The 24311-nt window shown below is 39.0% G+C and carries 27 protein-coding genes; all 27 read left to right on the top strand.

The features are described from left to right. Positions 1-139: 139 nt before the first annotated feature. The 27 genes from ACMX9J_RS20135 (at position 140) to ACMX9J_RS20265 (ending at position 24295) form a co-directional block, all read left to right on the top strand. Positions 140-1180 (top strand): L-threonylcarbamoyladenylate synthase, encoded by a 1041-nt coding sequence (locus ACMX9J_RS20135; protein WP_098627061.1) that lies wholly within the window; start codon positions 140-142, stop codon positions 1178-1180. A gap of 67 nt (positions 1181-1247) precedes the next feature. Continuing rightward, on the top strand, positions 1248-1808 hold the full coding sequence (locus ACMX9J_RS20140; protein WP_028411979.1) for a manganese efflux pump MntP family protein: 561 nt from the start codon (positions 1248-1250) through the stop codon (positions 1806-1808). 231 nt (positions 1809-2039) lie between these two features. Beyond that, positions 2040-2468 (top strand): low molecular weight protein arginine phosphatase, encoded by a 429-nt coding sequence (locus ACMX9J_RS20145; protein WP_028411980.1) that lies wholly within the window; start codon positions 2040-2042, stop codon positions 2466-2468. 79 nt (positions 2469-2547) lie between these two features. Continuing rightward, positions 2548-3009, top strand: coding sequence for a ribose 5-phosphate isomerase B (gene rpiB, locus ACMX9J_RS20150; RefSeq protein WP_028411981.1), 462 nt, complete (start codon positions 2548-2550; stop codon positions 3007-3009). Positions 3010-3044: 35 nt separating this feature from the next. Then, positions 3045-3596 (top strand): TIGR01440 family protein, encoded by a 552-nt coding sequence (locus ACMX9J_RS20155; protein WP_028411982.1) that lies wholly within the window; start codon positions 3045-3047, stop codon positions 3594-3596. 117 nt (positions 3597-3713) lie between these two features. Further along, positions 3714-4958, top strand: a complete 1245-nt coding sequence (gene glyA, locus ACMX9J_RS20160; protein ID WP_013059811.1) for a serine hydroxymethyltransferase — start codon at positions 3714-3716, stop codon at positions 4956-4958. Positions 4959-5172: 214 nt separating this feature from the next. Continuing rightward, positions 5173-5802 (top strand): uracil phosphoribosyltransferase, encoded by a 630-nt coding sequence (upp, locus tag ACMX9J_RS20165; protein WP_013059810.1) that lies wholly within the window; start codon positions 5173-5175, stop codon positions 5800-5802. A gap of 22 nt (positions 5803-5824) precedes the next feature. Then, on the top strand, positions 5825-6976 hold the full coding sequence (gene wecB, locus ACMX9J_RS20170) for a non-hydrolyzing UDP-N-acetylglucosamine 2-epimerase (protein WP_367033106.1): 1152 nt from the start codon (positions 5825-5827) through the stop codon (positions 6974-6976). Positions 6977-7043: 67 nt separating this feature from the next. Continuing rightward, positions 7044-9236 (top strand): S8 family serine peptidase, encoded by a 2193-nt coding sequence (locus tag ACMX9J_RS20175; protein ID WP_416226122.1) that lies wholly within the window; start codon positions 7044-7046, stop codon positions 9234-9236. Between the two features lie 297 nt (positions 9237-9533). Next, positions 9534-9755, top strand: a complete 222-nt coding sequence (locus ACMX9J_RS20180) for an AtpZ/AtpI family protein (protein ID WP_013085464.1) — start codon at positions 9534-9536, stop codon at positions 9753-9755. A gap of 6 nt (positions 9756-9761) precedes the next feature. Beyond that, positions 9762-10133: an ATP synthase subunit I gene (locus tag ACMX9J_RS20185; protein ID WP_013059806.1), complete on the top strand. Its 372-nt coding sequence runs from the start codon at positions 9762-9764 to the stop codon at positions 10131-10133. 18 nt (positions 10134-10151) lie between these two features. After that, entirely contained in the window at positions 10152-10862 is a 711-nt protein-coding gene (gene atpB, locus ACMX9J_RS20190; RefSeq protein ID WP_013059805.1) for a F0F1 ATP synthase subunit A, read from the top strand. Positions 10863-10952: 90 nt separating this feature from the next. Continuing rightward, entirely contained in the window at positions 10953-11165 is a 213-nt protein-coding gene (atpE, locus tag ACMX9J_RS20195; protein ID WP_013059804.1) for a F0F1 ATP synthase subunit C, read from the top strand. A gap of 102 nt (positions 11166-11267) precedes the next feature. Beyond that, the gene (locus ACMX9J_RS20200) at positions 11268-11786 is read left to right on the top strand and encodes a F0F1 ATP synthase subunit B (protein ID WP_013085463.1); all 519 of its coding nucleotides are present in this window, start codon (positions 11268-11270) and stop codon (positions 11784-11786) included. After that, the gene (locus ACMX9J_RS20205) at positions 11783-12328 is read left to right on the top strand and encodes a F0F1 ATP synthase subunit delta (RefSeq protein ID WP_176344908.1); all 546 of its coding nucleotides are present in this window, start codon (positions 11783-11785) and stop codon (positions 12326-12328) included. Before ACMX9J_RS20200 ends, ACMX9J_RS20205 begins: the two co-directional genes overlap by 4 nt. Positions 12329-12343: 15 nt before the next feature. Then, the gene (atpA, locus tag ACMX9J_RS20210) at positions 12344-13852 is read left to right on the top strand and encodes a F0F1 ATP synthase subunit alpha (RefSeq protein ID WP_013085461.1); all 1509 of its coding nucleotides are present in this window, start codon (positions 12344-12346) and stop codon (positions 13850-13852) included. A 105-nt stretch (positions 13853-13957) separates the two neighbouring features. After that, positions 13958-14815 carry a F0F1 ATP synthase subunit gamma gene (locus ACMX9J_RS20215; RefSeq protein ID WP_013059800.1) on the top strand — a complete coding sequence of 286 codons (858 nt, stop codon included), beginning with the start codon at positions 13958-13960 and terminating at the stop codon, positions 14813-14815. 36 nt (positions 14816-14851) lie between these two features. Next, positions 14852-16273 carry a F0F1 ATP synthase subunit beta gene (gene atpD, locus ACMX9J_RS20220; protein WP_013059799.1) on the top strand — a complete coding sequence of 474 codons (1422 nt, stop codon included), beginning with the start codon at positions 14852-14854 and terminating at the stop codon, positions 16271-16273. Between the two features lie 26 nt (positions 16274-16299). Beyond that, the gene (locus tag ACMX9J_RS20225; RefSeq protein ID WP_028411988.1) at positions 16300-16704 is read left to right on the top strand and encodes a F0F1 ATP synthase subunit epsilon; all 405 of its coding nucleotides are present in this window, start codon (positions 16300-16302) and stop codon (positions 16702-16704) included. A gap of 274 nt (positions 16705-16978) precedes the next feature. Beyond that, complete coding sequence (locus tag ACMX9J_RS20230; protein ID WP_013059797.1) at positions 16979-17215, top strand: DUF1146 family protein; 237 nt, start codon at positions 16979-16981, stop codon at positions 17213-17215. A 160-nt stretch (positions 17216-17375) separates the two neighbouring features. Beyond that, positions 17376-18116: a YwmB family TATA-box binding protein gene (locus tag ACMX9J_RS20235; protein ID WP_028411989.1), complete on the top strand. Its 741-nt coding sequence runs from the start codon at positions 17376-17378 to the stop codon at positions 18114-18116. A 31-nt stretch (positions 18117-18147) separates the two neighbouring features. Further along, a complete protein-coding gene (murA, locus tag ACMX9J_RS20240; protein ID WP_028411990.1) occupies positions 18148-19452 on the top strand; it encodes a UDP-N-acetylglucosamine 1-carboxyvinyltransferase in 1305 nt (434 codons plus the stop codon). A 161-nt stretch (positions 19453-19613) separates the two neighbouring features. Further along, entirely contained in the window at positions 19614-20636 is a 1023-nt protein-coding gene (gene spoIID, locus ACMX9J_RS20245) for a stage II sporulation protein D (RefSeq protein WP_416226123.1), read from the top strand. A gap of 161 nt (positions 20637-20797) precedes the next feature. After that, positions 20798-21628 (top strand): M23 family metallopeptidase, encoded by an 831-nt coding sequence (locus ACMX9J_RS20250; RefSeq protein ID WP_028409695.1) that lies wholly within the window; start codon positions 20798-20800, stop codon positions 21626-21628. A 276-nt stretch (positions 21629-21904) separates the two neighbouring features. Beyond that, complete coding sequence (spoIIID, locus tag ACMX9J_RS20255; protein WP_013059792.1) at positions 21905-22168, top strand: sporulation transcriptional regulator SpoIIID; 264 nt, start codon at positions 21905-21907, stop codon at positions 22166-22168. Between the two features lie 186 nt (positions 22169-22354). Beyond that, positions 22355-23356 carry a rod shape-determining protein gene (locus ACMX9J_RS20260; RefSeq protein WP_013059791.1) on the top strand — a complete coding sequence of 334 codons (1002 nt, stop codon included), beginning with the start codon at positions 22355-22357 and terminating at the stop codon, positions 23354-23356. 114 nt (positions 23357-23470) lie between these two features. Continuing rightward, complete coding sequence (locus tag ACMX9J_RS20265; protein ID WP_416226124.1) at positions 23471-24295, top strand: flagellar hook-basal body protein; 825 nt, start codon at positions 23471-23473, stop codon at positions 24293-24295. Positions 24296-24311: the final 16 nt, after the last annotated feature.

Raw genomic sequence — 24311 nt, forward strand, 5'->3', positions numbered from 1 at the left:
AATCTAAGCTTTATCCACATTTTGTGGATAAAGCTTGTTTGCTGATATAATGAATGCATGTATTTTACTGTTTTTGATACATATTGTACTTTTAAAGTAAAAAAAACCTAGATATAGAAAGAAAAAGGAGTTGAAGAAGATGGAAACTAAGTTATGGGTTGTGGATAATTTTATGAACGAAAAAGATATTTATCCACAGATAGAAGAAGCAGCAGATTTGCTGCGCAACCACGAAGTGGTTGCTTTTCCTACAGAGACGGTGTATGGATTAGGAGGAGATGCAACATCGGATAAAGCTGTGGATAAAATTTTTGCAGCGAAAGGACGTCCTAGTGATAACCCTCTTATTGTTCATATTGGAGATAAAGAGCAGCTGCATACATTTGTAGAGTCAATTCCTTCAAAAGCAGAGAAAGTGATTGATGCTTTTTGGCCAGGTCCTCTTACCGTGATATTACCTAAAAAAGATCAAGTTTCAGATAAGGTTACGGCTGGTTTAAACAGCATTGCAGTGAGAATGCCATCACATCCGGTAGCTCTTGCATTATTGAAAAAAGTGGCTTTGCCTATCGCGGCTCCTAGTGCAAACCTCTCCGGCAAGCCAAGCCCCACTTTAGCTCACCACGTGATGAATGATTTAGAAGGGCGTATTAGCGGAGTTGTAGACGGAGGAGCGACAGGGGTAGGAGTAGAGTCGACTGTCCTTGATTGTACTGAAGAGATTCCTATTATTTTACGTCCAGGCGGCATTACTCAGAAAGAGTTAGAAAGTGTAATTGGTCCCGTAAAAGTAGATCGAGCGTTAATAAGTGATAAAGAAGCGCCAAAATCTCCAGGTATGAAATATACGCATTACGCACCTGATGCACCGCTTGTCATTGTTGACGGCAGTTCAGATTTTTTCCAATCTATTATTGATCACTATCAAGATCAGGGTAAGCGAGTAGGGGTATTAACGACATCTGAACATGAAGATGTGTATAAAGCCGATGCCGTCATTACATGTGGATCTCGCTCAAATTTAGAGACGGTTGCTAGCCACTTATATGAGTCTCTTCGTTCATTTAATGAGTGCGATGTAGATATTATCGTTAGTGAAAGTTTTTCTGAAGAAGGAGTCGGTCATGCCGTTATGAATCGATTAATGAAAGCTGCAGGACATCACGTGATTAAGCAATAAAATTCATCTTCTAAACCTTTTCGAATGTGCATATTTTGAAATAGGAGCACGTCCGAGGAGGGTAAAGATGAATGTATCTCAGTTAATTAGTGAAATGATCACGTTAGTCATTATGGCGTTTGCCTTAGGAATGGATGCTTTCTCAGTTGGTTTGGGAATGGGGTTAATTCGTTTACGCTTTCGCCAAATTTTCTACATTGGTGTTGTTATCGGTATATTTCATATTTGGATGCCGCTATTGGGCATGTTTATTGGACGACTTTTGTCTGATAAACTTGGAATGTTTGCTACCTATGGCGGTGGAATTTTATTGCTGATTCTTGGGGCGCAGATGATTTATTCCTCCTTTAAGCATGACGATACGCCGTTTATCAAACCAGTTGGCTTTGGACTGTTATTTTTTGCGCTCAGCGTGAGTCTAGATAGTTTTTCTGTTGGACTTAGCTTAGGTATTTTTGGGGCAAGAACGTTTTTGACCATTATTGTTTTTGGCGTAGTGAGTATGCTATTAACTTGGTTAGGACTGTTGCTCGGCAGAAGAGTACAAGGCTGGCTTGGTTCATATAGTGAGGCACTGGGCGGGAGCATTTTATTAGCTTTTGGCATCAAATTGCTATTACCTTTTTAACTATATATAAATAGGTAAAGGATCATGACCATGCAGGTTATGGTCTTTTTTTGCTTCTTTTAAATTACAGCAATAAAAAAAGGAAAGCGAAGGTGTTTTTTTTAAGATAAATAAAGAGATTATGGATAAAAAACACCCAAAAAAGCTAACTGGATTTATGCAAGCAATAGAGATACAATAGGGTGGAATATCAACATAGTCGCACATAGTGAAAGCAAGGGAGGATGTATCTTGAAAAACATCTTATTTGTATGTACAGGAAACACGTGCCGCAGCCCTATGGCAGAAGCGTTGCTGAAAGCTAAAAAAATAGATGGAATAAACGTGAAGTCTGCAGGCGTATTCGCTTCAAATGGAAGTGAAGCTTCTGTTCATGCACAAGTTGCCCTTCAACAGAAAGGCATAGCTTGTTCTCATGCTTCGGCAGCATTAACGGAAGAACAATTGATGTGGGCTACTTATATTTTTACGATGACGGAGCAGCATAAAATGCTAATTTTGAACCAAGCTCCATACGTAAGTGATAAATTATTTACGCTAAAAGAATTTGCCGGCGAGCAAGGTGAAGTATCTGATCCGTTCGGCGGATCATTACAGACGTACGAACAGACTTTAGAAGAGTTAGAGCGTATGATTAACAAAATAGTCGACAAATTATAAAAGGTCCCATAAATTTTTGCAGACTTAAACTGAACAAAAATTAATAGAAGATGAAGGTATGTATGAGGAGGAAACAAAGATGAAAGTAGCTATTGCATCTGACCACGGCGGTATAAATTTACGACAGGAAATTATCTCTTTAATGGAAGAATTAAATATTGAATATGTGGATTTAGGGTGTGAATGCTCAGCATCTGTCGATTATCCGGATTATGCACTTCCCGTTGCTCAAAAAGTGGCGAGCCAAGAAGTAAGTCGAGGCATTCTTATTTGCGGAACAGGCATCGGTATGAGCATAGCAGCTAATAAAGTAAAGGGAATTCGCTGCGCTCTAGTGCATGATACGTTTAGTGCAAAAGCGACAAGAGAACATAATGATAGCAACATTTTAGCAATGGGTGAACGCGTCATTGGGCCGGGACTTGCACGTGAAATTGCGAAAATTTGGTTAACGACAGAATTTGAAGGCGGGCGACATGAAAATCGCGTGAATAAAATTAAACAGTATGAGCAGCAAAGTGATGCAACAGTAACGGCATAATGTGAACGTATTCAATGGAAGAAAGGAAGAAAAACGTGTCTGAACTTACGAAATGGAAAGAGCAGTTGGAAACAGTTTTATCTGATTTTTCAGCACAAGTGCAGTTATCTTCAGAACATACACTTGTCATTGGATGCAGTACAAGCGAGGTAATTGGTGAAAAAATAGGAACCGCAGGCGCAATGGAAGTTGCAGAAATGATCTTTGATACACTAGCAGATTTTCGAAAAAAAACGGGTGTCCACTTAGCATTTCAATGCTGTGAACATCTTAATCGAGCACTGGTAGTAGAAAGAGAATTAGCTCGTAAAGAACGCTTAGAAATCGTTAGTGTTGTTCCTATTCATAAAGCAGGTGGAGCAATGGCTACACAGGCCTATGGCCAGCTTAAAGATCCTGTTTTAGTAGAGTTTATTAAAGCTGATGCTGGGATTGATATTGGAGATACATTCATTGGTATGCATTTAAAGCATGTCGCAGTACCCGTTCGTTGTACGTTGAACGCAGTTGGACACGCTCATGTTACTTTAGCAAAGACGCGTCCAAAACTAATCGGTGGAATGAGAGCGTTTTACGAACTTTCGTAATTAAATATATTAAAATAATACACATTTTTTCTTTTTTATTCTAAATAAATCATGTTACAATGTAGTTGAATTAACAAATAACGAACATTGCGAATACGAAACGAGGAGAGGATTTTGATGGAGAAACAACTAATGCAACAAGATCCAGCAGTTTATAATGCGATCAAGGATGAATTACAAAGACAACGTACTAAGATTGAGCTAATTGCTTCAGAAAACTTTGTAACAACAGCGGTAATGGAAGCACAAGGTTCAGTTTTAACAAATAAATATGCTGAAGGCTATCCAGCTAAACGTTACTACGGTGGTTGTGAACACGTGGATGTAGTAGAAGACTTAGCTCGTGATCGTGCAAAAGAAATTTTCGGAGCAGAGCACGTGAACGTTCAACCTCACTCAGGTGCACAAGCAAACATGGCTGTATACTTCACTGTTTTAGAGGCTGGAGACACAGTACTTGGTATGAATTTATCGCACGGCGGTCACTTAACGCACGGAAGTCCTGTTAACTTTAGTGGTGTTCAGTACAATTTCATCGAATATGGTGTAGATCGCGAAACACATCGCATTAACTACGATGACGTATTAGAAAAAGCTCGTACACACAAACCAAAATTAATTGTGGCTGGTGCAAGCGCATATCCACGCGCAATCGACTTCAAGCGTTTCCGTGAAATCGCTGATGAAGTAGGCGCTTATTTAATGGTAGACATGGCTCATATTGCTGGTCTAGTAGCTGCAGGACTTCATCAAAATCCTGTGCCACATGCTCATTTCGTTACAACTACAACACATAAAACACTACGCGGACCACGCGGCGGTATGATTTTATGTAAAGAAGAATTTGCGAAAAAGATTGATAAGTCGATCTTCCCTGGTATTCAAGGTGGTCCATTGATGCACGTTATCGCTGCAAAAGCAGTAGCATTTGGTGAAGCATTACAAGATGAGTTTAAGCACTATGCTCAAAATATCATCGACAATGCTAATCGTTTAGCAGAAGGATTAAAGAAAGAAGGATTTGCTCTTGTATCTGAAGGAACAGACAATCACCTTGTGTTAATCGACGTAAGCTCAATGAATTTGACAGGTAAAGTAGCTGAAAAAGCGCTTGATGATGTAGGTATTACAACAAACAAAAATACAATTCCTTATGATGAGCAAAGCCCATTTGTAACAAGCGGTATCCGTATTGGTACAGCTGCGGTTACAACTCGCGGATTTGGCTTAGAAGAGATGGATGAAATTGCTTCTATCATCGGATTAACGCTTAAAAATATTGAAGATGAAGAAAAGTTAGCTGAAGCTAAAACACGCGTTGAAGCTTTAACAAGCAAGTTTGAAATGTATAAATCACTTTAACAGAGACAGGCCTTTGTGCCTGTTTTTTTTATGGAGAAAGTGGTAGCAATTCAATCATTTTTTGAATAATGCTTGAACTCAAAAACTTTTTTCTGTAAAATGAATGCAATGTATAAATTTAATTAGCAAGAGATATGTTTTTACTAGTACGTACCATTCAATTCGTTGAATGGTATTTTAATGTGTACATCTTTATATATAAGGAGAGATATCAATGGGCAAAGTATACGTATTTGATCACCCGCTTATTCAACACAAATTAACTTACATACGCGATGTAAAAACGGGAACGAAAGAGTTTCGTGAATTAGTTGATGAAGTGGCAAGCTTAATGGCTTTTGAAGCAACACGTGATTTACCGCTAGAAGATGTTGAAATTGAAACACCGGTTTGCAAAACAAAGTCAAAAGTTATTGCAGGGAAAAAGCTTGGTATCGTTCCAATTCTTCGTGCTGGTATCGGCATGGTAGATGGATTTTTAAAACTAATGCCAGCTGCTAAAGTTGGACACGTTGGCTTATATCGTGATCCAGAAACATTACAGCCTGTTGAATATTATGTAAAGCTACCTAATGATGTAGAAGAGCGTGACTTTATTGTAGTAGATCCTATGCTTGCAACAGGAGGGTCAGCTGTAGAAGCAATCAACTCTCTGAAAAAAAGAGGCGCTAAAAACATTAAATTTATGTGTTTAATTGCTGCTCCTGAAGGCGTGGAAATTGTAAAAGAAGCACACCCTGACGTAGATATTTACATTGCAGCATTAGATGAAAAATTAAATGACCATGGATATATTGTTCCAGGTTTAGGTGATGCAGGGGATCGTTTATTCGGTACAAAATAATTTGTAGATTTGGGTGATGAACATGAAGCAGCCAATTAAAGTAATGACGATATTCGGGACAAGACCAGAAGCAATTAAAATGGCTCCTCTAGTATTAGAGCTTAAAAAGCGACCAGAAGAGTTCGAAGCAATTGTTACAGTAACGGCTCAGCACCGTGAAATGTTAGACCAAGTATTGAGCATCTTTGACATTCAGCCTGACTATGACCTGAACATTATGAAGGATCGCCAAACCCTTATGGACGTAACGACCAGAGGATTACAAGGCTTGGACGACGTAATGAAAAAAGTAAAGCCGGACATGGTACTTGTACACGGTGATACAACTACGACGTTTATTGCTGGGCTAGCAGCTTTTTATAATCAGATTCAGGTCGGGCATGTTGAAGCAGGTTTGCGCACATGGAATAAATATTCTCCATACCCGGAAGAAATGAACCGTCAGCTTACAGGTGTTCTCGCTGATTTGCACTTTGCTCCAACAGATAAGTCTGCAGCTAATTTGCAAGCAGAGAACAAAAAAGAAGAGCAAATCTTTGTGACTGGAAATACAGCTATCGATGCGTTAAAAACAACAGTAAAAGAGACATATGAGCATGAAGTGTTAACGAAATTGGGAGATGATCGTCTTATTTTGTTAACGGCACATCGCCGCGAAAATTTAGGCGAACCAATGAAAAATATGTTCCGTGCTGTTAAGCGTATTGTAGATGAACATGAAGATGTGCAAGTTGTGTATCCTGTTCATTTGAATCCAGTAGTTAGAGAAACAGCAAACGATATCTTAGGAAATGACCCGCGCATTCATTTAATTGAACCGTTAGATGTAATTGACTTCCATAACTTCGCTGAGCGCGCTCATATTATTTTGACAGATTCGGGCGGTGTTCAAGAAGAAGCTCCTTCATTAGGCGTACCTGTATTGGTACTTCGCGATACAACAGAGCGCCCGGAAGGAATTGAAGCAGGAACGCTCAAACTAGCAGGCACGGAAGAAAAAACGATTTATACGCTAGCAAAAGAGCTGTTAATAGATGAAGACGTATATAAGCAAATGTCACAAGCATCGAATCCTTACGGAGACGGCTTAGCTTCTAAACGCATTTGTGATGCTATTAGCTACTATTTCAACCGCCGTGAAAACAGACCGGAAGCTTTTAATCCGCTTTCGTAAGATTTCTAAACACCTTTCACATGAAAAGCGTCTCTTTGAGACACGATAGTGTGAGAGGTGTTTTTTTATGTGGATTAAATGGTTAATGATTAGCTTTATATTGGGGAGTGGGGGAGGGCAAATGTCGCTCAATCCGACATTTCCTTCTATAAAACAAGAAATGAATCATCAGGAAAAATCAATCATTGTGATGATTAAAAAAGAAAAATTCACGAAATTTAAAAGTCAGCTACAAAAAAATTATCCTAATATAAAGATTAAGAGCGAATTTCACACGGTGTTTACAGGACTTTCATTAAACGGCTCCATCTCGGATTTGGAAAAACTATCTCAGAATCCATCTATTATTAGTTCACATTCTATTAAAAACTATCAGGTTACAGAAGAAAATAGCGTAACGTTCATTGGCTCAGAACAGGTAAGAGGCTTGTTTGATACTCACAATCAGCGCTTAACAGGAAAAGGGATCAAAGTAGGCGTTATCGATACGGGGGTTGATTATTCTCACCCTGATTTAAAACAAACCTACAGAGGGGGTTACGATGTAATAGATGAAGATTATGAGCCGATGGAAACCACTCGTGAGCAAGGAGAACCGACTCTGCACGGTACTCATGTAGCTGGTATTATTGCAGCGAATGGGAATATTAAAGGCGTAGCACCCCAAGCGGAAATCTATGCATACCGAGCTCTTGGGCCTGGAGGAGCTGGAACGTCTGAAAGTGTTATTCTAGCTATTGAAAAAGCAATTCAAGATGATGTAGATATTATTAATTTATCATTAGGAAATGATGTGAATGGCCCTGATTTACCAACAAGCTTAGCGTTAGATCGAGCTGTTGAAAAAGGAATTGTAACGGTTACATCTAGCGGCAATTCAGGTCCAGGTTTATGGACGGTGGGCTCTCCGGGTACAGCGGGAAAAGCTATTTCCGTTGGCGCTTCTGTTTCTCCGACAACAGTTCAATTTCTAACAATTGGATTTAACAAAGAAAAAATTATGATGGCGCCAGTAGAAGGGTCTCGTCCATGGACGTTTAATCAAACGCTGCGTGTAATAAATGCAGAAGATTCCAAAGAGCAAAAGCATGCGTCGGGTAACGTCATTTTGCTAAAAGCAGAAGGAAATGCAGTTCAAAAAAAGATTAAACAAGCTGAACAGGCGGGAGCAAAAGCGGTTATTTTATATAGCCCGACAGAAAAAAGCATAGTCAGTAAACTAAAAGAGTCAGTAAATATTCCCGTGATATGGGTAAGTAAAAAAAGCGGTGACACCATTAGCCAACACATTCAGTCTCAACAACCGTACTTACGCACTGGCCAGCAGGTGGTGCAAGACTTGCTCACATCTTTCAGTTCAAGAGGGCCTGTAACGACTACTTGGGGAATCAAACCAGACGTCGTCGCACCAGGTTACTTCATTAATAGTACAGTTCCTGGAGGATATGAACGCATGCATGGCACAAGTATGGCTGCGCCCCATGTAGCTGGAGCGTGTGCGCTGATTTTACAAGCTCACCCGAACTGGTCTCCTGAACAAGTCAAAGCTTCATTGATGAACACCAGTAAAGTAATGCAGCAGCTAAACGGTCAAACGTATCGCGTATATGAACAAGGAGCGGGAAGAATTCAAATAGCAAAAGCCGTCACAGCAGAATCTTTGTTTTATCCATCTTCTTTATCTTTTGGTATTTTTACGCGTCCATCAAAGAAAGTTTTATCTTTTAAAATTGATAACCAGTCTGATAAAGCAAAAACGTATCGCTTAAACGTTCCAAAAAGGGATGAAGGAGTGAACTGGGATGTTCCATTACCCGTCACGGTGCCACCCCGTCAGACAAAAGAGATAGCTGTCACTTTATCGGTGCAGCCCCGTTTTAAAAATAAAGGTATATATGACGGATATTTGGAAATAAATGATTCACGTGAAACATTTTCGCTTCCCTATATGTACATGATTAGCATTCCAGATTATCCTCGTGTCATGGGATTGCAAGTAGCAGCGGAAAAAGAGAAAAATACGTATAGCTATGAACTGTTTTTGCCTGAAGGAGCAGATCAGTTAGGCGTCGCTCTTTTTGATAAGCAGTCTTTACAGTTTGTATCGTATTTAGATGTTGACGTGGATGTAGAAAGAGGCATGAGAAAACGAAAAATAACGATTGATGAATCGCTTGTACCAGGAGTGTACCAAATATTTGCATTTGTGAAAAAGCATAGACAAGAGCAGGTTGTACACAGTACAATAACGATTGAATGAACCTCTTTAAATGTTTTCATTTGAAGAGGTTTTATGTGTGGCAGAAATGTGAACAATAAGAAGAGATTGTGAAGTTTTTAGCTTAAACACATTGACATTAAATATACGCTATTGTATGCTTACAGGGAATATAAATGATAAGGTTTTCAACCTGTGAAAACCGTTGATATTTCTGCGTATTTTATTAGCTGTTTTTACCTTTTTTAGCAATTTTTTTTGCCTTTCTATCATATATTGAGCTATGAAAACGATAGAGAATTCGGAAAAAAGAAAATTTTGCAAAAGGGGTATGAGCTTATGAAAGATCGCAACCGTCATCCTTTGCAAGCGATGGCATTAGTGTCAATCATTCTATCACAGTTAGCAGGTTCAGTCTTAATTGGCTTATTCTCTGGAAGATGGGCTGATCAATGGCTTGACACCGAACCACTATTTTTGATTTTAGGCCTTCTTTCAGGGCTAGCAGCAGGTGTTTTTATGATGCTGCGGACAGTCCACCATTTTTTTTCAGGAGATTAATAATTCATGCAGGATTTGCAGCACGTTTTTCCAAGACTTCGTTCATACATATTGTATTTGTTAGCATTATACGTTCTCGGCTGGGGATTTACAAGTTATAAGGCTGTTTTTGCAGGTTTAATTTTAGGAACCGCCCTGAGTTTGTATAATTTGTGGAACTTAGTAAGAAAGTTTGAGCAGTTTGGACAGGCGTTGGATGAGGGGAAAAAGCCCCGTTCAATTGGGACTGTTGTAAGATTTGCAACAGCTGCTCTCGCAGTTGTGATTACCATCTCTTATCCAAAAACCTTTCATATTATTAGTGTAGTTGTGGGATTAATGACGTATTATGTTGTCATTATCATAGATTTAGTTGTTCAAAATATGCGTAGAAGATAGAAAGAGAGGTGAACACAGTTGGGTCATGAATCACCAACTATAGAGTTTCTAGGCCTTACTTTTAGTCAAAGTAACTTGCTTATGGTTACCGTAGCTTCTGTTATTGTATTCTTAATTGCAGTTTTATGTACTCGTACTCTTGCTATGAAGCCAAGCGGTGCACAAAACTTTATTGAATGGGTCTTAGATTTTGTTAAAGGACTCGTTAATAGCAATATGGATTGGAAAACAGGTGGCCGCTTTTTGACGCTAGGTGTAACTTTACTTATGTACATTTTTGTGTCAAATATGTTGGGTCTTCCATTCGCCATCGTGATTGACCATAACTTATGGTGGAAATCGCCAACCGCTGATCCAGCAATTACGCTGACGTTAGCCGTTATGGTAGTTGTACTATCACATTATTATGGTATTAAAATGCGAGGTTTCTCTGCATACACGAAAGATTACTTCAAGCCAATGGCATTTTTATTCCCGCTTAAGATTATCGAGGAGTTTGCCAATACGTTAACGCTTGGCCTTCGTCTTTACGGTAATATTTATGCTGGGGAAATTTTGTTAAGCTTGCTAGCTGGTTTAGCAACAACAGGCTTCCTAGGTACAATTGGAGCTGCTATCCCAATGCTTTTATGGCAAGGATTCAGTATTTTTGTAGGCGCAATTCAGGCCTTCATTTTCACAATGTTAACGATGGTTTATTTATCTCACAAAGTGAGTAGCGACCATTAATTTATAAAGCTTTGTTCAAGTAATACCCAATTTGGACAAAACAAAACTTAGTTAAACAAAATCATATATATTAAGGGAGGACTTTATAAAATGGGTTTAATAGCATCTGCAATTGCGATTGGTTTAGCGGCACTAGGTGCTGGTATTGGTAACGGTCTTATCGTTTCTAAGACGATTGAAGGCACAGCTCGCCAACCAGAAGCACGTGGTACATTAACTTCAATGATGTTCGTTGGGGTTGCCTTAGTTGAGGCGCTTCCAATTATCGCCGTAGTTATTGCATTCATGGTACAAGGTAAATAATAATGTGTTACATGTGGCGAAGATCATTCAAAAGAACCTTCGCCATTACTTTATGTCTTTAAGAAGTAAATTATATATGTGGAGTCTCTGAAGGGAGTGAACATGGCCGTGTCGAACATGTTTGTGTTAGGAGCAGCAGGCATTAATGGTGGAGATATTCTTTTCCAATTAGTGATGTTCCTTATCCTACTTGCGTTACTTCAAAAATTCGCGTTTGGTCCTGTAATGGGAATCATGAAAAAACGTGAAGAGCATATTGCCGGTGAGATTGATGAAGCAGAAAAGCAAAATGAGGAAGCGAAGAAGCTTGTTGAAGAGCAGCGTGAAATCTTAAAGCAATCTCGTCAAGAAGTGCAAGTAATGATGGAAAACGCTAGAAAGTCTGCAGAAGATAAAAAAGAAGAAATCATTGCAGCAGCACGCGAAGAGTCTGAGCGTCTAAAAGCTGCAGCAAAACAAGAAATCGAACAGCAAAAAGATCAAGCAGTTGCTGCGTTACGTGAGCAAGTTGCTTCATTATCTGTTTTAATTGCGTCGAAAGTTATTGAAAAAGAACTTTCTGAACAAGATCAAGAGAAGTTAATTCATGAATATATCCAAGAAGTAGGGGATGTACGATGAGTCAACCAGCTGTAGCCAAGCGCTATGCACTAGCTCTTTTTCAATTAGCAACAGAAAAACAGATGATCGATGAAATGCAAGAACAGCTACAAATCGTTGAAGAGGTGTTTGCTAAAACACCTGAATTAATGGATGTATTAACTCATCCAAAAATTACAATTGAGCGAAAAAAACAGTTTGTAAGTGAGGCATTTGCTGAACTTTCACCAACTGTTCAACATACGGTTCTTCTATTATTAGAGCGTCACCGCATTCAAATTGTTAGCCAAATGGTGCAAGAGTATCGTTTCCTAGCGAACGAAGTACGTGGCGTGGCAGACGCAACTGTTTATTCTGTCAAACCTTTAAGCGCAGATGAGAAACGAGCAATCTCGCAATCATTTGCTTCAAAAGTTGGAAAACATACGTTAAATATTTCAAATGTAGTAGATAAAAGCCTAATCGGCGGCGTGAAGCTTCGCATTGGTAATCGTATCTATGATGGCAGCATTAGCAGCAAATTAGAAACGATCCACCGAGGACTTCTTGCACACAGATCGTAGATAGGGGTGAAATTCATGAGCATCAAAGCTGAAGAAATTAGTGCGCTGATCAAGCAGCAAATTGAAAACTATCAGTCTGAGATTAAAGTGAGTGATGTAGGTACTGTTATCCAAGTTGGGGATGGTATCGCACGTGCTCATGGCCTCGACAATGTCATGGCTGGAGAACTGGTTGAATTTTCAAATGGTGTCATGGGAATGGCACAAAACTTAGAAGAAAACAATGTAGGTATCATTATTTTAGGACCATATACAGAAATTCGTGAAGGTGACGAAGTTCGCCGTACAGGACGCATCATGGAAGTTCCAGTAGGGGAGCAGTTAATCGGTCGTGTTGTTAACTCATTAGGTCAGCCAGTAGACGGCTTAGGCCCGGTAGAAACAACAAAAACACGTCCAATTGAAGGTGCTGCACCTGGCGTTATGGATCGTAAATCAGTACATGAGCCGCTTCAAACAGGTATCAAGGCGATTGATGCACTTGTGCCGATCGGCCGTGGACAGCGTGAGTTAATTATCGGTGACCGTCAAACGGGTAAAACATCGGTAGCAATCGATACAATCTTAAACCAAAAAGATCAAGATATGGTATGTATCTATGTAGCGATTGGCCAAAAAGAATCAACAGTTCGTAACGTAGTAGAGACATTACGTAAACACGGTGCTCTAGATTACACAATCGTTGTAACAGCATCAGCTTCACAACCAGCTCCACTATTATTCTTAGCACCATACGCTGGAGTAACAATGGGTGAAGAGTTTATGTATAACGGTAAGCACGTACTTGTTATTTACGATGACTTAACAAAACAAGCATCAGCTTATCGTGAACTTTCATTACTATTACGCCGTCCTCCAGGTCGTGAAGCGTATCCAGGGGATGTATTCTATCTGCACTCTCGTTTATTAGAGCGTGCGGCAAAGTTATCGGACGCAAAAGGTGGAGGTTCATTAACAGCTCTTCCATTTATTGAAACGCAAGCAGGAGACGTATCTGCTTATATCCCAACGAACGTAATTTCGATTACAGACGGACAAATTTTCTTACAGTCAGATCTATTCTTCTCAGGCGTACGTCCTGCGATTAATGCTGGTCTTTCTGTATCACGTGTAGGGGGATCTGCACAAATTAAAGCGATGAAAAAGGTAGCAGGTACACTGCGTCTAGACCTTGCATCTTATCGTGAGCTTGAATCGTTTGCTCAGTTCGGTTCTGATCTTGACCAAGCAACTCAAGCAAAATTAAATCGAGGAGCGCGTACAGTTGAAATCTTAAAACAAGGTTTACACAAACCGCTTCGCGTAGAAAAACAAGTAGCTGTGCTTTACGCATTAACAAAAGGCTTCTTAGATGATGTTCCAGTATCAGATATTACACGCTTTGAAGACGAGTACTTAACATGGTTAGAATCAAACCGTAAAGAAGTACTTGAATCAATCCGTACAACTGGTGGCCTTCCTGAAGCTGGCGTATTCGAATCAGCACTTGAAGAATTCAAGAAAACATTTATTGCATCTGAATAATATATTGTCAGCATGGTATGTTAAGACAATCTTTCAATAAGGTGAAGGTGAACATTTGTTCACCTTTCATACCACGTGATCTTCTAAAACAAGGTGGTGAAACCTTTGGCATCATTACGTGATATACAAACTCGAATCACATCGACGAAAAAAACGAGCCAGATTACGAAAGCAATGGAAATGGTTTCAGCTGCAAAGCTGAATAGAGCGGAACAAAATGCAAAATCGTTTGTTCCATATATGGAAAAAATTCAAGAGGTAGTCTCAAGTGTAGCCCTAGGCAGCAGAGGCGCTTCACATCCAATGTTAACTGCGCGCAGCGTGAAGAAGACTGGTTATATCGTAATCACTTCAGATCGCGGTCTAGCAGGAGCATATAACAGTAATATTTTGCGAAAAGTATCTCAAGCTATTGAAGAACGCCATCAATCACCTGATGAATACGGTGTGATTGCAATTGGACGAGTAGGGAGAGATTTCTTCGTAAAACGCGGTATTCCGGTTTTGCTTGAAATCACAGGCTTAGCAGATCAGCCAGCTTTTGCTGACATTCAAGGAATTGCTTCACAAACAGTTCAAATGTTTGCGGACGGTACGTTTGATGAACTTTACTTATACTATAATCACTTTATCAATACGATTTCACAAGAAGTGACGGAGAAGAAGCTATTGCCTCTAACAGATCTTCAACCTTCTGGTAAACTTGTTGGTTATGAATTTGAACCATCACAAGAAGAGATTTTAGAAGTATTACTTCCTCAGTATGCAGAGAGTTTAATTTACGGCGGCCTGCTTGATGGAAAAGCAAGTGAGCATGCTGCTCGTATGACAGCGATGAAAAGTGCAACAGACAATGCAAAAGATCTTATCAATAATCTTACATTGTCATATAACCGTGCACGTCAAGCGGCAATTACCCAGGAAATTACGGAAATTGTTGGCGGAGCGGCAGCGTTAGAATAGAAAGTTTAATGGAAAAGCAAGTTAGGAGGGAACACGATGACAAAAGGACGCGTTACTCAAATCATGGGTCCAGTTGTAGACGTAAAGTTTGACAACGGACACCTTCCGGCAATTTATAACGCCCTTAAAATTTCACATAAACCGAGCAGTGCAAGTGAAGTTGCAATCGAATTAACATTAGAAGTTGCGATTCACTTAGGTGATAACACAGTTCGTACAGTAGCAATGTCATCCACTGACGGCTTAGTTCGTGGATTAGAAGTAGAAGATACAGGTGCAGCAATCTCAGTACCAGTTGGTGACGTTACGTTAGGTCGTGTATTTAACGTATTAGGTGAAAAAATCGACTTAGACGCCCCAATCGATGCAGGTGCACGTCGTGATCCGATCCACCGTCAAGCACCAAAGTTCGAAAATCTATCTACACAAGCTGAAATTCTTGAAACAGGTATTAAAGTAGTAGACTTATTAGCTCCTTACATTAAAGGTGGAAAAATCGGTCTATTCGGTGGTGCCGGTGTAGGTAAAACAGTATTAATTCAAGAGTTAATCAATAACATTGCTCAAGAGCACGGCGGTATTTCGGTATTCGCTGGTGTAGGTGAGCGTACGCGTGAAGGTAATGACTTATACCATGAAATGACAGACTCTGGTGTTATTAAGAAGACGGCTATGGTATTTGGACAAATGAATGAGCCGCCTGGTGCACGTCAGCGTGTTGCATTAACAGGATTAACAATGGCAGAATACTTCCGTGACGAACAAGGTCAAGACGTATTATTCTTTATCGATAATATCTTCCGTTTCACACAAGCGGGTTCAGAAGTATCGGCATTACTTGGCCGTATGCCATCAGCAGTAGGTTATCAGCCAACATTAGCGACAGAAATGGGTCAGCTTCAAGAGCGTATCACGTCAACAAGCGTAGGTTCTGTAACATCGATTCAAGCGATTTACGTACCAGCCGATGACTATACGGATCCAGCTCCAGCGACAACATTTGCTCACTTAGATGCAACAACAAACTTAGAGCGTAAATTATCAGAGATGGGTATTTACCCTGCGGTAGATCCATTAGCATCTACATCTCGCGCTTTATCTCCTGAAATTGTTGGAGAAGAGCACTATGCAATTGCGCGTCAAGTTCAACAAACGTTACAGCGTTATAAAGAGTTACAAGATATCATTGCAATCCTAGGTATGGATGAGTTATCTGATGAAGATAAACTCGTTGTACAACGTGCTCGTCGCGTTCAATTCTTCTTGTCTCAAAACTTCCACGTAGCAGAACAATTTACAGGTCAAAAAGGTTCTTATGTTCCTGTAAAAGAAACTGTTAAAGGATTTAAAGAGATCTTGGAAGGTAAATACGATCATTTACCTGAAGATGCGTTCCGTTTAGTTGGTCGCATTGAAGAAGTTATTGAAAATGCGAAACGTATGGGAGTAGAAGTTTAATTTAAGGGACATAGGAGGTTTTTTAAATGAAGACAATCCATGTCAGTGTAGTGACTCCTGATGGCCCAGTTTACGAATCAGAAGTGGAAATGGTAAGTACCCGAGCACAGAGCGGTGAGCTTGGTATTTTACATGGCCATATTCCGATGGTTGCTCCTTTACAAATTGGAGCCGTCCGCTTGAAGAAAGCAAGCAGTACAGAACTTGTGGCTGTTAGCGGAGGATTTCTTGAAGTAAGACCTGACAAAGTAACAATTCTTGCACAGGCTGCTGAAACAGCTGAAGCGATTGACGTAGCTCGTGCAGAAGAAGCGAAAAAGCGCGCTGAAATGCGCCTTGATAGCAAACAAGACGACGTTGATGTTAAGCGTGCTGAAATTGCCTTAAAACGGGCAGTCAATCGTTTAGATATTAGTCAACGTAAGTTCTAAAAAAAGCCCTCTCAAACGAATGAGAGGGCTTTTTTGCTCTATTATATAAAAGAGGAAGAGCAAATAGCATTCGTCTATGATTATATATTCCATTTAACTAAGCGTATCCGTCTTCTTTATTTTTCTTAATAATGGAAAAGGATCTTAAAATAGGGAATAAAATAAATGTTTTTCATGTTACCGTTTACGAATTTGCATAAGTGTGCTTTAATATGAAAAGAAGAGACGATGATCGTCTCTTCTTTTCATATGGTGTTTAAAAGGAGTGCTTTTATTGTTTGGAGGAATTGAGCAGCAAACGTTACTAACCATGATTTCACATTTGATTTTTATTGTGATTACTTGGTATGCTTTGCAAGGCTTTCAAATTGAAAAGCTGATGAAACCTAATCATGTGTTTCAAGCAAAATTAATGCTTATTTTATTGACCATTACTATTTCATCAACAGTAAGTAATTTCTTTTTGGATTATTTATTTTGGTCACAGCGCATTCCCTCATTTTTTCAATGATTGGAAGGCTATGAGTCTATGATAAAATAGACGTTCATTCGTTGAAGATATACGAATTTATACGCTAATGTATGTCGCTATGTCTAAATATGACGACCCTTTTCATGTATGTATCATCGCCTTCTGGAAAGACTGATGAGTACGGAGAGGGAGTGGCGAAATGTTTAAAAAAATTAGTGTCTTTTTGGCTATTTTCATTACTGGCTTATTCGTATATCATGGAAGTTATGTGAGCAATGCCCAAAACAATGAAACTACTATTGAGAAGATTGTTCACACCTTAAATAAGCAGCATGTTTCGTTAACTGAAGTATCGTTGTATGCAAGAGAAGAAGTAAAAGCTGTTACTGACCAAAAAACCTTTTATTCGCAAGCTGAAAGTATTAAAAGTAATTTTAGAGGTTTTAAATGGGAAGTGAAGAGGGAAAGAGACCTATGGAAAGCAATAGGTACACGCAAAAGTGAAGATGTGAACGAAGTCATTCTGTTAACTTATGCGATCGATGAACACAGCAATGCGTACATATCGTATCATGTAACGGGACAAGGTTTAAAAGAAAAAAATATGACCCATTTTCAAAATGTATTTCAGACAAATTATGAAAAAATTTTCCTGTCAGAACCCATAATTTTCTCTTGTGCAACAGGGGAAATCAATGATAAGATGGAAAGTGTTTTGTCTGTTGAAATTCAAGACCTATTACGAGCTTTCAATGCTAAACCAGTGGAATCTCTAGTGGAAGAGTCATTTACCTCTGTTTCAGCATATACTGGACTGTGGAAAGAAGCTCTTCAAACGAAAAAGCAGGAAATGAACTTACAAATTGCATTACGCAAGACAAGAATGGGCGGTCAAACAACCATAGTTGTTGGCACACCTATCATTACGTCTGAATATTAATATAGAGAAAATGGACGCGGAGGGGAATACCTTGGAAAAAATCATCGTCCGCGGTGGAAATAGATTAAGCGGTACAGTTAAAGTTGAAGGAGCAAAAAACGCCGTTTTACCTATTATCACTGCAACCTTATTAGCTAGTGAAGGAAAAACAATTCTAAATGATGTACCAGCTCTCTCCGATGTATTTACGATTGGCGAAGTTTTAAGACATCTGAATGCAGAAGTAGATTTTGAAACAAATCGTGTAGTTGTAGATGCATCAAGAGAGTTAAAAACAGATGCACCTTTTGAATATGTAAGAAAAATGCGCGCTTCAGTACTTGTAATGGGTCCTTTATTGGCGCGTATGGGTGAGGCTCGTGTAGCTTTACCTGGTGGATGTGCGATTGGATCAAGACCGATTGATCAGCACCTTAAAGGCTTTGAAGCAATGGGTGCTAAAGTTCAAGTAGGAAATGGTTTTATTGATGCAAAAGTTGAAGGAAGACTAAAAGGTGCTAAAATTTATTTAGACTTCCCAAGTGTAGGTGCCACAGAAAATATTATGATGGCAGCAGCATTAGCGGAAGGCACTACAATTATGGAAAACGTAGCAAAAGAACCTGAAATTGTCGACTTAGCAAACTTCTTAAACGCAATGGGCGCTAAAGTTCGCGGTGCAGGAACTGGTACGATCCGTATTGAAGGTGTTAATAAATTATATGGTGCAGAACATGCAATTATTCCAGATCGTATCGAAGCTGGAACATTCATGGTAGCAGCAGCTATTACAGGTGGAAACGTACTTGTACGCGGTGCAGTAGCAGAGCACATCAGTTCACTTGTTGCTAAAATGGAAGAAATGGGTGTTGAAATTACTGAAGAAGGCGACGGCTTACGTGTTGTAGGACCTGAAAAGCTAAAATCAGTAGATATTAAAACAATGCCTCATCCAGGGTTCCCTACGGATATGCAATCTCAAATGATGGCATTATTATTAGCAGCAGAAGGCACAAGTATGATTACAGAAACAGTTTTTGAAAACCGCTTTATGCACGTAGAAGAGTTTCGCCGCATGAACGCTGATATTAAAATTGAAGGACGCTCTGTTATTATTAACGGACCTTCTCAACTACAAGGCGCTGAAGTAGCAGCAACAGATCTTCGTGCAGCAGCAGCGTTAACATTAGCAGGACTTGTAGCAGACGGTTATACGCGTGTAACGGAATTAAAACACCTTGATCGTGGTTATGTAAATTTCCACAATAAATTAGCCGCTTTAGGCGCTGATATTGAACGTGTAAATGACGAAACAAAGCAGGTAGAACAAACTCAACAGGCTTCAGACGTCAAGTAAATATGTCATAAAAAAGCATCTCATAGCGAGATGCTTTTTTTGTCGTTGGACGACCCTTATGGCCGGTTTGCTGTCATAAAAGGTTGTCCACCTCCATACATATGGAATATAGGGATATAGGTGTTCCTTGTCAAAATAATAGATATGGAGGCTAGGCGTTCATGAAACAAGCAAAGCCAATCGTCGTACTAGGAGTCATCTTTTTTTTCGTTGTGTTACTCATCCCAACACTTCTCGTTGTTCCTTTTACTGAAAAGACAGATGGAAAGCTACATGAAAATGTCAAACAGACCCCAAAAACCGAAAAACTACAAAAAGTGACAGCGTCTCCTCTTGATGTCAGTGTTTATCGTACGGAAACGAAAAAAGTAGAAAAACTGCCGCTCGAAGACTATCTTGTAGGGGTAGTAGCAGCTGAAATGCCTGCTACTTTTGAACTTGAAGCACTTAAGGCTCAAAGTTTGGCAGCCAGAACCTATATTGTGCAAACTATGATGAATGGAAATAGTCATCTTCCCCAAGGAGCGGATGTGACTGATACCGTAGAGTACCAAGTATATTTAAATAAACATGAGCTAAGAAGCCGATGGAACAAAGACTATGATTGGAAAATCAAAAAAATTCAAGAAGCAGTGAAGGACACCCAAGGTCAAATTCTTACGTATAAAAATAAGCCAATTAATGCTACGTTCTTTTCTACCAGCAATGGTTACACTGAAAATTCAGAAGCGTATTGGAAGAATTCCATTCCTTATCTAAAAAGTGTAGCTAGTCCATGGGATAAAAAGTCTCCTGAATTTACAAATCAGAAAGTAATGTCTGTTGCTAGCTTTGAACAGAGGCTTGGAGTGAAATTAACAAACAGTGGATCAGTAGGTGAAATCGTCTCTAGAACGCCGGGGCAGCGCGTAGATTACGTAAAGATAAACGGTAAAGAACTGTCGGGAAAAGATGTTCGGGAAAAACTGGATTTATCGTCAGCCGACTTTCATTGGACAAAAAAAGGGAATGAAATTATCATCAATACAAAAGGATATGGACATGGTATTGGGATGAGTCAGTACGGAGCAAATGGTATGGCACTGGAAGGAAAAACGTATAAAGATATTGTTACTCATTATTATACAGGTGTTGCGATTACTCCTAACGATCAGTTTGTTGCACAATTGACAGCTAAACGCTAATTCAACGACCCTTATAGCAGGGTCTTTTTTATGTTTTTCACTTTTTTTAAATAAAATGTATATTTTAGATTCATCTGTTGAAAAATAATCGAAAAAAATTTTTTATCGCTGTGTATATATTCATTCAATTGTGTTCAGACTGATTGCTGAGGTGATGATATATGAGAGAGGAAGAAAAGAAACGTACTTCTCCAAAATCGAAAGTTCAAAAATTAGTTAGAAAGCGTTGGGTGTTCCCGGCTATCTATTTAGCGAGTGCAGCAATTATTCTTACAGCAGTCCTTTGGTTTCAAGCTAATGGAAATGATATTAGCAAAGAAGACAAAAGCGGCTATAGCCAAGACGGTACGGCTTATCGAGACGACGCTGTAGAGGTAAATGCTTCGCTTGAAAATTTAAAAATGCCAGTTGCTAGTGAAGCATCAGCTATCGTGAAAAAGCCTTTCTACGACGATCAAGCATCTGAAAAACAACAAGAAGAAGCACTAGTTTTCTACAACAATACGTATCATCCAAACACAGGTGTTGATTTAGCTGTTAAGGGAGATAAATCATTTGATGTTGTAGCAGCAGCTAGCGGTACAGTAACAAAAGCAACAAAAGATCCTTTACTAGGTTATGTAGTAGAAATTGATCACAAAGATGGTTTAGTAACACAGTATCAATCTCTTGAGAAAGCTGATGTAGAAGTAGGAGATATTGTTAAACAAGGCCAAACGATCGCAAAAGCTGGAAAAAGCTTATATAATCAAGAAGCAAAAACACATGTGCACTTTGAAGTTCGTAAAGATGGTGTAGCAATTAATCCAAGCAGTTATTTTGGAAAATCGGTTAGTTCTATCAAAGAAGTCAAAGCAGCTGAAGTGACAGAACCAAAAGACGACTCTTCTTCTGAAGAATCAAAGGATAGCGAAAAATCATCTGATGAAAAGACTAAAGAAGATAAAGATTCAAAACAACCTTCAACAGATACGTCTAAACCAAATGCATAAAGCAAGACCATAAATACGAAAAGAAGCTGGATAAAACCGAGCTTCTTTTTTTATGAATTTTTCTAAAATGAGATGCATTATGTTAAAAAAGTAAATAAAAAACACTAAATTTTCAAAAAAAATATAAGAAATCACTTGTCCTTACTGACTTTTCTAGCATATATCTGCACACAAGCTAATAAACTGTTACAAACCTATAAAGAGAATGTTAGAAAAGGGATAATATATACATTCCCTTGGATACTTCTCATATCCAATTTGGGGAGGGCGAGTAGTGTGCACGATTACATCAAAGAGAGAACTATCAAGATTGGAAAGTATATTGTAGAAACAAAGAAAACAGTTCGTGTAATTGCGAAAGAATTTGGCGTTTCGAAAAGTACTGTCCATAAAGATTTAACAGAGCGTCTACCAGAAATAAATCCTGAGTTAGCAAATGAAGTAAAAGAAATTCTTGATTACCATAAATCTATTCGGCATTTGCGTGGAGGAGAAGCAACAAAATTAAAGTACAAAAAAGAAGAAGAAACTGTAAAGTAAAAGAATGCCCGATATTGCCTTTTTTATAGAGGTAGTATAGGGCATTTTAATTTTTGGATAAAATAGGTATATAATAAATATTTTTGCTAATAACAACATACATATACAAATTGTGATAAAATAGTAAATTAGGAAAAAAGAATGGTTATCATGCAAAGATATGTAAATAGAAGGAGGATTTAAGGTATGTTAGCAAAAGACATTGGTATCGATTTAGGTACAGCTAACGTCTTAATTCACGTTAAAGGCAAAGGAATTGTGTTAAATGAACCGTCTGTTGTGGCGATTGATAAAAATACAAATAGAGTGCTAGCAGTAGGGGAAGAAGCGAGACGTATGGTAGGAAGAACGCCCAGTAATATTATTGCCATTCGTCCATTAAAAGATGGCGTTATCGCTGACTTCGAAATTACCGAGTCTATGCTCAAACACTTTATTAATAAATTAAATGTAAAAGGTTTTTTATCCAAGCCTCGTATTTTAATTTGTTGTCCAACAAATATTACCTCTGTTGAACAAAAAGCAATTCGCGAAGCTGCTGAAAAAAGCGGTGGAAAAACCATTTATTTGGAAGAAGAACCAAAAGTCGCGGCTATTGGCGCTGGAATGGATATCTTTCAGCCGAGCGGAAACATGGTCGTAGATATTGGTGGAGGTACAACCGATGTGGCTGTCCTTTCAATGGGCGATATTGTAACAGCAGCTTCTATTAAGATGGCTGGTGATCGTTTTGATGCCGAAATTTTGCAGTACATTAAGCAAAAATATAAGCTCTTAATTGGAGAGCGTACAGCAGAAGAAATTAAAGTGAAAATTGGCACAGTGTTTCCTAAAGCTCGTAATGAAGAGCTGGACATTCGAGGGCGAGACATGGTTTCAGGCTTACCTCGTACGGTTACTGTTTATTCTGAGGAAGTAGAGGAGGCACTTAGAGAGTCTGTCAGCGTCATTGTACAAGCTTCGAAAAGTGTATTAGAGCGTACACCTCCCGAACTTTCTGCCGATATTATAGACAGAGGCGTTATTTTAACTGGCGGTGGAGCATTGCTTCACGGTATGGATCAGCTGTTAGCGGAAGAATTAAAGGTGCCTGTGCTAATTGCAGAAAATCCAATGGGTTGTGTAGCTGTTGGAACAGGTATTATGCTTGATAATATTGATAAACTATCTCGTCGCAATATTGTTTAAATAAATGAAGACTCCTCTATTGGCTCGTTTCATACAGAGGAGTCTCTTCTTTTATTTATTATACTCTGTCAGCCGGCTATAACGAACAACGTTTACTTGTAAGGAGGATGAAGTATGTTTAAAGGGTTTTACACGGCAGCAGCGGGTATGCTGTCTCAGCAGCGTCAAACTGACTTATTAACGAATAACATAGCAAATGCTAATACGCCAGGATTTAAAGCAGATCAAGGTACGTTAAAGGCATTTCCTGATATGTTACTGCAGCGAATGGCATCTGAAGATTTACCCACTGACCGTAACATCTCTGTTCAGAACAAAAAAGACATAGGTACAATTAATACGGGTGTGTATATGCAAGAAACAGTTCCAAATTTTACACAAGGTGATCTTCAGCAAACGTCTCAATCAACTGATATTGCATTGATGGAGCAAAATATGCCTACAAAAGAGGGCGGCCTATTTTTTGTGGTACAAAGCCCTAATAATACGCCTCAATATACAAGAAACAGTAATTTTACATTAGATCAAGAAGGGTTTTTAACTACGTCTACGGGAGCTTATGTATTAAATACAAATAATCAGCCAATTCAACTGAAAAGTGAAAACTTTACAGTTGATTCACAGGGTAACGTAACGGAAAATAATCAGCAGATTGCACAAATCGGTATTGCTTATTCTAGTGATTTACAAACGATTAAAAAGGCAGGGAATGGATTGTATGAAACGTTGAACAATCAGTCCTTGCCTTCAGCAAGAAATAATCCAGGCATTTCTTATCAGTTAAAGCAAGGATTTGTTGAACGTTCCAATGTAGATGCTGCTCAAAGTATGACGGATTTACTAACAGCTTACAGAGCTTTTGAAGCAAATCAAAAAATAATGCAAGCTTACGATAGAAGCATGGATAAAGCGGCAAATGAAATTGGACGTGTGCGCTAAAAGCAACAGGGGAGAT

This window comes from Priestia sp. RMT2NF4, assembly GCF_047872835.1.
GTDB lineage: Bacteria > Bacillota > Bacilli > Bacillales > Bacillaceae_H > Priestia > Priestia zanthoxyli.